Here is an 11,788-nt window from a genome sequence, read left to right as displayed (position 1 = left end):
GCTGGAAACAGTCAAGGGCTTCTTTCGTTTACATACTGCCCAAAAGATCCCAAAGAAACATGGGTTCCAACGCAAAGCCTACAGGGATCCAGCTCTGAAATTGTACTATCCGGTACAGATTTATATGGCCATGATCTAAAGTACTGCGCTATGACTCCGTTTTATATACTTTCAAAAAGATTATAGAGAAACAATGGTTCCGCCACAAAAGCTCTAGGGATCCGATTTCGAAATGGCGCCATTAAATACGGTTCTGCCAGGTACTGATCTGAGGTAGTGCGTTATGACTTCGTTTATCTACTCTCCAGAAAACGATGCATTGAGGCAGCAGCGGAAGTTCTGCTAAAATCACTTTACTCCTGCAACATTATTATTGGACAATCGTTTGCATTCCAGAAGCTCTTTTTTACTTGGATTTACTATTGTATTATTGTTATGTTAATTTAACAGCATATTGCTGCCTATCCCAAAGATGGAAAAGCAATTGTGCTATTCAATATTATAAATTATATACATGAAGATATCTTTTTGGAGTACAAAAGCGCAAGTTAGTTTGTTGGTTGGATTGGCTTCTCCGTTTATTTTTCAAACGAATAGAGTTAGTGCCATGGCTAGCACAGTCGCTTATTATCAGATAGAACAGCGCGCTACTGTTAGCAAAATTATTGCTATACAGAAAATTAACCCAACAACAGTAGAGATTGTATATGACAACAACCAAAGACTGACATTGGATTTCTATGGAAATCATATTTTCAGGATGTTCCAAGATATACACGGTGGGATTATTCGCGATCCGGAAGCAAAACCTGACGCGAAGATCCTTGTCGAACAGCCACGGAAAGCAGTGGATAACTTGGAAGTAAAGGACGATGGTAGTAAGGCGATAATAACGACCAAAGACATCATATTCTCCATAGATAAGCAGACATCACAGTTTAGTATCCTAAATCGTAATACGAACAAAGTCGTCGTAGAGAGTTTAAAACCTATCGCTTTCGAATCTAAGCAAGTGAGCTTAGAATTAAAAGAAAACAAGGATGAGTACTTCTTTGGTGGGGGCGTTCAGAATGGACGGTTTTCCCATAAAGGTAAGGCGATCGCAATAGAAAACCAAAATAGCTGGACGGATGGCGGTGTAGCATCACCCACACCTTATTTTTGGTCAACCAATGGCTATGGGTTTATGTGGCATACCTTTAAAAAGGGGAATTACGCATTTGGTACAAAACCAAAAGGAACAGTTAAACTCGCTCATGAGACAGATTACCTGGATGTCTTTTTTATGATTAATGATGGTACTGTACCGCTATTGAATGATTTCTACCAGTTAACGGGTAATCCTATTCTTCTTCCAAAATTTGGCTTATATGAAGGTCACCTAAATGCATATAATCGGGATTTTTGGAAAGAGGATGAAAAAGGGATTCTATTTGAAGATGGTAAACGTTATAAAGAAAGCCAAAAAGATAATGGTGGTACGAAAGAATCATTAAATGGTGAAAAAGGTAATTACCAATTTTCAGCCCGTGCGGTGATCGATCGTTATAAGGCGCATGATATGCCTTTGGGCTGGATTCTACCCAATGATGGTTATGGTGCTGGATATGGTCAGACCGAAACATTGGATGGTAATATTAATAATCTAAAAGAATTTGGTAATTATGCGCGTAAAAATGGTGTGGAAATCGGTTTGTGGACACAGTCTGATTTACACCCCAAAGACAGTATCAGTGCATTATTGCAAAGAGATATAGTTAAGGAAGTACGCGATGCCGGTGTACGGGTATTGAAGACAGATGTTGCTTGGGTAGGCCCGGGTTATTCCTTTGGTTTAAATGGCGTTGCTGACGTGGGTCATACGATGCCTTATTATGGTAACGATGCACGGCCATTTATTATCTCATTAGACGGTTGGGCTGGGACTCAACGTTATGCCGGTATTTGGTCTGGGGATCAAACAGGTGGTGTATGGGAATATATTCGATTTCATATTCCAACCTATATCGGTTCTGGACTGTCCGGACAGCCAAATATCACTTCCGATATGGATGGTATTTTTGGAGGTAAAAATTTCAAAGTCAACATTAGGGACTTTCAATGGAAAACATGGACACCAATGGAACTGAATATGGACGGTTGGGGATCCAACGAAAAGTATCCTCATGCTCTGGGTGAACCCGCGACTTCCATTAACCGCCTCTACCTCAAGTTGAAATCACAATTGGTTCCTTATAGCTATAGTATTGCCAAACAGGCAGTCGATGGTTTGCCAATCATCCGTGCGATGTTTTTGGAGCAAGCAAATCAGTATACGCTTGGTAAAGCAACGCAGTACCAATATCTGTATGGACCGAATTTTTTGGTTGCACCGATCTATCAGGAAACACGTGTAGATGAGAAGGGCAATGATATTCGCAACGGTATTTACTTGCCAGATGGAGAGTGGATCGATTATTTTACAGGTGAGAAGTATAAAGGCGGGCGTATTATCAATAATTTTGATGTGCCAATCTGGAAGCTACCTGTGTTTGTTAAAAATGGTGCTATCATCCCGGTCACTAATCCTAACAATAATGTGCAGGAAATCAAGAAGGATCAGCGTATTTACGAGGTATATCCATTTGGAAATTCCGAATTTATGGAATATGATGATGATGGGAAAACTGAGGCCTATCGTTACGGAAAAGGAGTGAACACAAAGATTTCTTCTCTACAGAAAGACAACAAAGTGTTGTTCACAATAGCGCCGTCACAAGGTGAATTTGAAGGTTTCGAAAAGACAAAATCGACTGAAGTTCGTTTTAATGTGACTGGGGCACCAAAGAAGGTAACAGCCAAAGTGAACAAAAAAGGAGTAAAACTTCAAGAGGCTCATTCACTAGCCGAGTTTAATGGATTAGAAAATGCCTTTTTCTATGATGCACAGCCTAATCTGAATCAATTTGCAACAAAGGGATCAGAATTTGAGAAAGTTGCCTTGATCAAAAATCCGATGGTAATTGTGCGTATTGGTAAACAGGATGTGTCATCGACTGCGATTGAAATACAAGTTGATGGTTTCCAATTTGCGCCAGCTGATAAGTATTTATCGCAGACAGCTGTACTGACCGCTCCGACAGCCAAAGTAACGGATAGTAATACACAAGCTTATACTATAACACCAACTTGGGAGAAGGTTGCCAATGCGGACTATTATGAGATTGCTTTCAATGACCTGATCTACTCGACCATTAAAGACAATCAATTGCTCTTTGAAGGTTTAGACGCTGAGACGGATTATGCTTTTAAAATTAGGGCCGTCAATAAAGCCGGTGCTTCCGATTGGAGTACATTCACAGCAAAAACAAAAGCTAATCCGTTAGAATTTGCGATCGAGGGTATTAAAGCAGAAACTTCTGCAGACAATCAAGGTGGCAATGGCATCAATAAGTTGTTCAACTATGATGAAGGGGACATGTGGCATACCAAATGGGGGCAAACTGCTGTTCCGTTTGACATGACACTAGATCTGAAATCGGTCAATCAATTGGATAAGTTTGAGTATCTTCCTCGCACGGATGGTGGCAACGGAATCATTTTAAAAGGTAAAATATTTTATAGCAATGATAAAGACACCTGGACAGAGGCTGGAACCTTTGATTGGAAGCGTGATGGTGAAATGAAGCAATTTAATTTTAGCCAACATCCTGTCGCTCGTTTCATTAAGATTTCGGTTACAGAAGCTGTCGGAGGTTTTGGTTCAGGCCGGGAACTCTATGTCTTTAAGGTGCCAGGATCTACTAGCTATCTACCGGGAGATATCAATAATGACCGTCTGATCGACCAAAATGATTTGACTTCTTATATCAATTATACTGGATTAAGAATGGGTGATGGTGATTTTGAAGGTTATGTGAGTAATGGTGACATCAATAAAAATAATCTGATTGATGCCTATGATATCTCAAATGTTGCTGTGATGATCGAAGGTGGAGCGAAACCAACCAAAGAGGAGAAAGTTGCTGGTAAGCTGAAATTGACAGCCTCCAAGACTACCTTGAAGTCTGGTGATATCGTTGAAATAGCGGTCAGTGGTGAAAACCTTAAAGCGGTCAACGCACTTAGTTTTGCATTGCCTTATAATCAAGGAGATTTTGAGTTTGTGGGAATAGATCCATTACAGCTGAAAGAGATGAGTAACTACACCAATGACCGTCTGCATACAAACGGTAGTAAAGCGTTGTATCCTACTTTTGTGAATTTGGGCAATAGGGAAACACTGAATGGTTCTGAAATTCTGTTTAAGATTAAGCTGAAAGCCAAACGTAACATTAATTTCAATTTAAAAGCTATAGATGGTATTTTAGTCGATAAAAAACTCAATTCGATAAGCTTTTAAAATAGATTTTATACAATGAACAAATAAGCTTTTAAAAAGTAAAAGCACAGCCCTGAACATTGAATCTTTGAACAGAGACGATAGGGGATACAAATAGAATTAAACAAAAACGAGGGTATCCAATAGTTGTTTTGGATACCCTCGTTTTTGTAAAATCATGCGAACAGTGATACCGTAATTTTGCTGATCATTATCCTGAACTTGTTCGACAATGGAAGCTATGAAGCTATTCTATGTCTTGATCATCAATGGAAATAGTAGCTTCAAGGTTATATTTTGTTAATTTAATATCATGTTGAGATCCATTAAAAGGATTTCGGTATCTGCTGAGGTCGCGGTGAGTTTAATTTCCGAAACATCCCAGATTCCAAAACCATCTCTTGTTTCCAATTCTTGTCCTTCAACATTGATACTTCCTTTGATGACGAAAATATAGACACCATTTCCAGCTTGTTTGATTTTATAATTTGTGCTGATACCATTGTCAAAGTGTCCCATATGAAACCAGGCATCCTGATGTATCCATACGCCTTCGTCGGACGGATCTGGTGAAAGGATCTGTTGCAACTTATTGTGTCTTTGTGATCTATCCAGGGTAATCTGGTCGTACCGAGGTGCTACATTGCGTTGATTCGGATAGACCCAGATCTGTAAAAATTTAACAGCCTGATCGTTATTTTTATTGTATTCACTATGCATGATGCCTGTTCCTGCACTCATGACTTGGATATCTCCTTTTTGAATAATGGCTTGATTCCCCATGCTATCTTCATGTTCCAAGTCCCCTTCTAAAGGAATACTGATAATTTCCATATTATCGTGCGGATGTAATCCGAACCCTCTGCCTGCGGCAACGATATCATCATTCAATACACGGAGCACACCAAAATGCATGCGTTCGGGATTATGGTAATTGGCAAAGCTAAAAGTATGATTACTCTGCAACCAACCATGATTTGCATGACCTCGGCTCGTTGCTTTATGGAGTACACTATGGTTTTCCAATTGTCCTGAATCGTAATAATGGACGGCATCGGGATCTAGTGCTTCCAAAGGTTCTATTTCGTCTATGTCATTCTTCATAATACGTGCTGAGGCAGCGCTTGCAGCGAATATGCCGGAACCTAAGAGCCCCTTTTTTATGAAATTTTGTCTATTCATGATCTTCGTATTGATGTATTCAAAATTAATCTACCAAGGATTACTTTTCATTGAACTAGTTTAATAAAAGCCTTGTAATCGAAATTTATAGCTTTCGGAAAATTGGCAAATATGCCTGATGATGGGATTATTTGCCTTTGAGAAATTTTAGGATATATCTTGAAAGTCTCTCGCTTATTTATCGGGAATCAAATCAGGGAATAAGCTATAAATTTCATTTTTCAAAAGCCCGCTTCCGCCGCCATAATGTTTTATTAAACCTATAGAATGGTTTAAATGCGCTAAATAATCTGTGATTTCAGCCTCTTCCTGAGTCGATAGACCAGAGCTCAACAACAGGATATCACCAGGATATTCTAAGAGGTAATTCTTACAGGTGGAAAGATCCTGTTGAATGATGGCCTGCCATCCCTGATTGCTTTCTATAATCCGCTTTAACGTTTGGAGAATTTCTTCGTTTTTTCCAAATACGATAATGACCAAATTTTTCATCTAAGGGTTGGTTTTCATAGTTGTATTGACGATGGCGTTGCCCTTTAGTATCTTAGAAATCGGACATTCGTCGGCAATTTGCTGAAGACGCAATACAGTGTCTTCTTCAACAGCCTGTCCGAATGAAATTTCTCGGTCAAAATAAGTAACCACTTGTTCTTTTTCAATTCGTAGATACATATTTGCTGATACCTGAATCTCATCGATGTTAAGTTCCTTTTTGTCAATATACATACGTAAAGTTGCCAATGTACAGGAAACGAGGGAAGAGATCAATAGCGTATACGGATCAGGACCGAGATCTTTTCCACCAAGTTTCTCAGGTTCATCCGTAATAAGTTCACCATTTCGCCATAAGATGGTCGTTTTATATTTTTGTTGACCGATATGACCGCTGACGGGATTCTCTAGAATATATTTCATACGATTTTCTCTTTTGCTTCTTGTAAAACAAAATTAAAGTCGAATTGATTCAATTCCATTGATGTAGTTCAATAAATATGGAAAAGATCAAAAAAATAGCTTTTTATTTACCCGCTTATACCCATAGCTATCTGTTGCACGATGGAATGAAAAATATCTCTTCGAAAAATTAAATGCTAATGTAAGTTCAATCGCATAAATTTTCTTAATTTTAGTTTGTTTTTACTTTTTTTATGATGAAGAGATTTTTATTTATTGCATGTATAGCTAGTACAGTTCCATTTGCAGCTTTTTCACAGTCCCACGAGCTTCGTGTTGGTATCACTTCGGGGGTTTCCAATTTTGCGGGATCTGGAAGCACTGCCAAGAGTAACCTCAATGGTTCGAGTCAACAGGAGTATTATACCAATAGTCCTTACGGTAAGAAGTATGGGATTAATTTGGGGGGTGCAGTGAATTACCGTTATGTCTTTGCGAATAATTTCCTTTTAGGGGTAGAGGGGGCTTTTGAACGTCTACAGACCAAGGTTGACCTCGAAGGCAGCGAATTCGCCAATGGTAGTCGCGGACTGACCAAACTCAATCAACAGTTTTTGAATTTTAATCCCTTTGTTGGTTATCGCGTTTATTTTGAACCGATGACAATGGATATGCAATTCGGTGTTGATGTAGCGAAGACCTTAAGCATCAAAGAAAATGGAAGTATTGAAGACAAGAATGGCAATAAAACAAGTTTTACACATGATAGAGGAAAAGTAATTGATGTGGATATCCGCCCGCGACTACAGTTTAATGTCAATTATGATCGTTATACGATTTTTGCTGGCTATTCGTGGGGTTTAAAGGATTATCTCGATGGGGTAGATGGTGCTAACCCAGGTCCGGCTCGATTGAATGTATTTCGCTTGGGATTGCAATATCAATTTTTAACACCAGTTTATAAAAACAACTAAAAATTAATTAAAGATCAATAATCTGCTGATTTGAGTGCTTCAATTATAAATTGATAACGTTGTTCGACCGTTGTTTTAGGTGTTTCTACAACCTCATATCCAAGCTGCTCATATACATTTTTCATCTGCTTGAATGTGGCTTCGGCCTCTTCCCATGTTTGTTTTCTCTCATTATCGGTTTCATAAATTTCCCGCCAAGGGGGGAGGATAAATATCTTTTTATGATAGTGGTGTGCTTTGGCTTCGGCAAGCAGGGATTCTTCGACAATTAGATTTTCCATTTCGATATAGGCCAGTGTATCCGGAATACCACGGTCAAAAAAGACATAGCCTGGATCTGTAACGCTTTCTTTTAATTCATGAAGGAAACTGTTCGTGGACGCAGCCAACATCAATGTGGCATAATATTGTCTGTTTTTCCAGGGTAAACCATCACCATTGCTCTCCAATTGTTCTTTAATGATTCTACGTGCATCTTCCGGTACAGTTCTATACCCCTGCTTTTGTAGTTCGTTAAGTAGTGTGGTTTTGCCTACACCGGGTCCCCCGGTTAGGACAATAAAATAATTTGTCTGATTCATATAAAAAAAATGTCATACCCCTCCAGTACAGCCCAAAATTGTCGGTTTGAAGGATATTATTGTGTAATAATCGAAAATGATTAAGCGTATTGTTTGGCTATTTTCTTCTCTGGTTCTATATATAACGTATATAAAAAGAAAAGAAATATATACTCCAGTGGTTTCATCATCATGTAGGTCAGATTTGATGCCCTGACCGAGTTGATTCTGGTGGAGATATTATATCCGTACCTGTCGTAAAGAGAACGTACATAACGATGAAGGACTGGAGATAGATCACTTAAAATTTCTTCAAAAGCATTAGCTACCAATAGTTGACGGTTAACAATGATCGTATTTCCATGTCGCTTACCTAAGCGTAGTGGCTTTACAACTGTTGGATCCCCTTTGGCAGCCACTGTACAAAGGTAATGTCCACGGTGATCTAAAATAGGAGGATGCATTTTTTGAGAGAAAGCCCAGGTCGTGGTCTCTGTGAATACCTTGGCCATTGAATCGCTATCTTGACCAAATAGAATAAGAACCGCGGTCACCACGAGAAAGACAGGAACGAGCAGGATAAGCGCCCATAGCGGGTAATCTAGTTTGGATGAAAGCAATATGTTGATCTTGTTCAGTATGGGATTGCGATAAGTTCTGTGCAACGATGTTTCTCTCTCCTGGCGGATGATCTTCCAGATAAAGCCTATGCCAAAACAGAAACAGAAAAGAGGAGTAAAAATAAAGTAAAATGTTCCTTCATTACCAACATAGATACTTAGGGTAGATGTATCGTGATAACTTACCTGAGTCAATACAAAGATACTGATTATTGATCCTATCATCAAAATAATGAGGGCGAGGACAAGAGGAATAGGTGGTATTTTTCGGCCTTTTATCCAAATAGCCATCACAGCGACATTGAAAGCAACAAAATAGATAAACAATGATAAGGCGTGTTTTCCGCCAAAAGGTAAGTAACAAGCACCGTCAACAGGATCAACAGCCTCATGATATTGACTGGAATGGGTTAATAGACCAACTCCAGAGATCGCTAAGGACAGGATATAACCAATAATAACAGCATATTCAACAGAGGATATCTTTTTATTCTGTCTTTTAATTGCTGAGCGCAGTAGATAGTTCAATCCGGCAAATAAAGCAACAACAATGAAAAATATAATGTACATGATAGCAAATAAAATTATTAGGCGAATGTAATCAAATCATTGTTTCTAATTCATGTTCAAGGCGATCAAAGTTTTCTTCATTTTTATCCACGACAAAGCTTTTTATTTTGTTGCATTCTTCAGTAGTATTGAATATCATTCGAAAACCGAATTTTGTTTTACCAGGAGCAATATCAGTCAGCGATAGCTCCATTCGGAAAAGTGGTTTGGACAGTCTGTCCCAGGTAATTAATTTGGGGTAAATTATTTCGGAAAAAATGCATTCATTTTGATAATTACCTTTATCTGGACCATGCATGATAAACTTCCATCGTCCTCCGGGTCTAAAGTCAAATTCTTCGAATGTATTGGTAAAACCAGCTGGCCCCCACCAATTTTCTAAATGAGAGGGATTAGCACATGCCTCAAAGACGAGGTCTATTGCTGCATCTACTATTCTCGAACTGACAATTTCATTATCAGGTGAAAGTATGAAAGGGGGTGTGACCATTGTCTCTACTGTGTTTATGTTAACCAAATAATCGCTTCCAGAAGCCTTTCTTTTGGATAACCTCATTGGTTTTCTCTGTACCAGTCGTTGTACTTGCGGGCTCTACATGAACTTTTTCGACTTTGACATTCTGTAGGATCTCATTTTCAGGGAGACCGTTGCGTTGTTCGATATTTTTGATCTGTTCGAATGCTGTGGTTTGATAGAGCAGTGGACCTTCTTTATCACAGTTAAAGAGGTTGGAATAACTTTTAGATTCATTCAAATCAAGGGGCTGAGGTTCTACAACTTCTGTGGCCTCCAAGAGACCCAATCCGCGCTCTTTGGCAAAATTCAAAGCCTTTAGGAAAATGCTGATGCGTCCATCTGAAAATAATTGATCCAATTCCGATTTAATTTCCAGATTGTGGTGATAATCGTCCAATAAACGTACGACCTGATCAGCAGAAATATATACACCTGAGCAATAATTTTCAACAAGCCTGTTTTGTACTTTTTTTGTGAGGGATCCAATTGGGATAAATTCTTCCCATTTTTTATAGTAGGAATCTAACTGCTTGTTCTCTGAAAAGGACAATGCACCGCCGCGGACGTAAAAGTAGGTTTCAAAGAATCCCTGAACAACGGCGATAAAGAAACCATGCGTTTTGTCAAAATAATCATTTTGATCTGTTTCCCGACCTGCGTTTATTGTATCCTGATATTTGGTTTTATAGAAGTCGTCAATTTGGTGATCGGATGCTAGTGCCTCTATTTTTTCTGGATTTGCAATCACTTCAAAATACCAGGTATTAATCTGTTCTTCAGAAATAGGGTGGTAACTAATATCAAAGCCCATAATTAGCGGTTTTTAATCTGTTGTTTTTGTATTTACTAAAATATTAAAAATTAGCGTGTTGGACAAGTAAAATATAAAAGATCGTGAAGTGCTTCATTCAATATAACGATTTGCTGACTATTTCGGATGAAGGAGATGGGCACATAAGGGTTTGTGTGTTTAGGTAATATTAGCTACTTTGGAACAAAATAAAATTTATATGAAGCACTTACTATTTATTATTTTCATGTCGGCGAGTTTATTTTTCACCGCTTGCCAATCCCCAAGTCCGGAAAATTTTTTCGGAAAAGTTGTTCTAAATACAAACCTTGTAGCCGACTTTGCTCCCGAGCGTTTTGGTAAACGTCTTGAACAGGAAACTGTCGAATTTCCAGATATCCCCTCCAGTAAGAAAGAAGGGAATGAGGCTCAGAAAACAGTGGAATTTAAAATTCAAACTGTAGAGAAAGCATTGAAAGACATCAATGAACTTCATGTTTCAGATGATGATGCAAAAGCCTTAAAAGAAAAGTCTATCACCTTATTTGAGAAGGTACTTCCGGTTTATAAAAATGAGTATACTGCTTACGCCAAACTTTGTGATACCAAGGGATCTGCCGAGGAAAAGCAGGCATTGCTTGAAAAGATTCAAAAAGATGCTATGCCTGAGATCGACAAAGTATTTGATGAAGTATATGTTTTAGGAAAATCGTATGCCGAAAAACATAACCTTAATGTGAACTGGGGTAACTAAGATGGATCAGGAAACTAACTTATATAGAAATAGAAGCAAAACCGTTAAGCTTCTCGCTATGTCAGGCGGGATTTGTGTCATTCTTTTGTTGACCTTTTTGTACTGTATTGGACTCTTTGATGGTGAGTTAAAAGTCAAACCTGCCGTATTTTCGGGTGCTGCATTACTGGTGATGCTGATTCTGTTGTTGAGCAGTTTATTAAACCTTCGGGACAAGTCTGCTCAGATCGTATTGAATAAAAACCATTTCTCGGGAAAAACAACCCCATTGGCAAAAGCTTTTGGCGCGGGAAATTGGGAAGATGTCACAGCCATTAACTTGCAAAAAGTAGGTGGTGATACTTTGGTGATTGTCACTTTGAGCAATGCTTCCAATTATAAAGACCGGCTTCCATCGATGTTATGGAAAATGGCTTATTATGAAGCTACACAAGAATTAAATATCATGTATTCTGCTTCTGTGATAGCCATCGAATCTGCCGAACTCTACGAATTGTTTATGAGTTATTGGCAGCACTCGAAAAAAGAATCGGGGATACACTAAGGGGCAGTAATTGGAAGAGTACA

Annotated in this window: 11 protein-coding genes; 4 read left to right on the top strand and 7 right to left on the bottom strand. The window is 38.6% G+C overall.

The genetic code is table 11. The features are described 5' to 3' along the window. Positions 1–514: 514 nt before the first annotated feature. On the top strand, positions 515–4,381 hold the full coding sequence (locus M2408_RS16620) for a TIM-barrel domain-containing protein (protein WP_259183447.1): 3,867 nt from the start codon (positions 515–517) through the stop codon (positions 4,379–4,381). Positions 4,382–4,660: 279 nt separating this feature from the next. Here the strand turns inward: M2408_RS16620 and M2408_RS16615 are convergent, their stop codons facing one another. From M2408_RS16615 to M2408_RS16605, 3 genes are all read right to left on the bottom strand, one after another. Next, a complete protein-coding gene (locus M2408_RS16615) occupies positions 4,661–5,542 on the bottom strand; it encodes a pirin family protein (protein ID WP_259183445.1) in 882 nt (293 codons plus the stop codon). Positions 5,543–5,716: 174 nt separating this feature from the next. Then, positions 5,717–6,034 (bottom strand): hypothetical protein, encoded by a 318-nt coding sequence (locus tag M2408_RS16610; protein WP_259183442.1) that lies wholly within the window; start codon positions 6,032–6,034, stop codon positions 5,717–5,719. Further along, positions 6,035–6,457, bottom strand: coding sequence for an OsmC family protein (locus M2408_RS16605; RefSeq protein ID WP_120259148.1), 423 nt, complete (start codon positions 6,455–6,457; stop codon positions 6,035–6,037). A gap of 233 nt (positions 6,458–6,690) precedes the next feature. Between M2408_RS16605 and M2408_RS16600 the strand changes: the two genes are divergently transcribed. After that, positions 6,691–7,410, top strand: a complete 720-nt coding sequence (locus M2408_RS16600; RefSeq protein WP_259183439.1) for a hypothetical protein — start codon at positions 6,691–6,693, stop codon at positions 7,408–7,410. A 14-nt stretch (positions 7,411–7,424) separates the two neighbouring features. Here the strand turns inward: M2408_RS16600 and M2408_RS16595 are convergent, their stop codons facing one another. The 4 genes from M2408_RS16595 to M2408_RS16580 all read right to left on the bottom strand — a co-directional run bounded on the left by M2408_RS16595 (position 7,425) and on the right by M2408_RS16580 (position 10,488). Further along, on the bottom strand, positions 7,425–7,991 hold the full coding sequence (locus M2408_RS16595) for an AAA family ATPase (protein WP_259183437.1): 567 nt from the start codon (positions 7,989–7,991) through the stop codon (positions 7,425–7,427). A gap of 80 nt (positions 7,992–8,071) precedes the next feature. After that, entirely contained in the window at positions 8,072–9,160 is a 1,089-nt protein-coding gene (locus tag M2408_RS16590; protein WP_259183434.1) for a DUF6688 family protein, read from the bottom strand. Between the two features lie 31 nt (positions 9,161–9,191). Beyond that, a complete protein-coding gene (locus M2408_RS16585) occupies positions 9,192–9,650 on the bottom strand; it encodes an SRPBCC family protein (RefSeq protein ID WP_259183432.1) in 459 nt (152 codons plus the stop codon). Between the two features lie 19 nt (positions 9,651–9,669). Then, complete coding sequence (locus M2408_RS16580; protein ID WP_259183431.1) at positions 9,670–10,488, bottom strand: hypothetical protein; 819 nt, start codon at positions 10,486–10,488, stop codon at positions 9,670–9,672. A 199-nt stretch (positions 10,489–10,687) separates the two neighbouring features. Here M2408_RS16580 and M2408_RS16575 point away from each other — a divergent pair, with 199 nt between their 5' ends. Both M2408_RS16575 and M2408_RS16570 read left to right on the top strand, forming a co-directional pair. Then, entirely contained in the window at positions 10,688–11,221 is a 534-nt protein-coding gene (locus M2408_RS16575; protein WP_223583406.1) for a hypothetical protein, read from the top strand. Between the two features lie 58 nt (positions 11,222–11,279). Beyond that, on the top strand, positions 11,280–11,765 hold the full coding sequence (locus tag M2408_RS16570; protein ID WP_259183427.1) for a hypothetical protein: 486 nt from the start codon (positions 11,280–11,282) through the stop codon (positions 11,763–11,765). Positions 11,766–11,788: the final 23 nt, after the last annotated feature.

It is taken from the genome of Sphingobacterium sp. BIGb0165 (assembly GCF_024810095.1).
GTDB lineage: Bacteria > Bacteroidota > Bacteroidia > Sphingobacteriales > Sphingobacteriaceae > Sphingobacterium > Sphingobacterium detergens.
The sequence above is the reverse complement of the archived record's forward strand: the minus strand, read 5'-3'. Positions and strand labels throughout refer to the sequence as shown.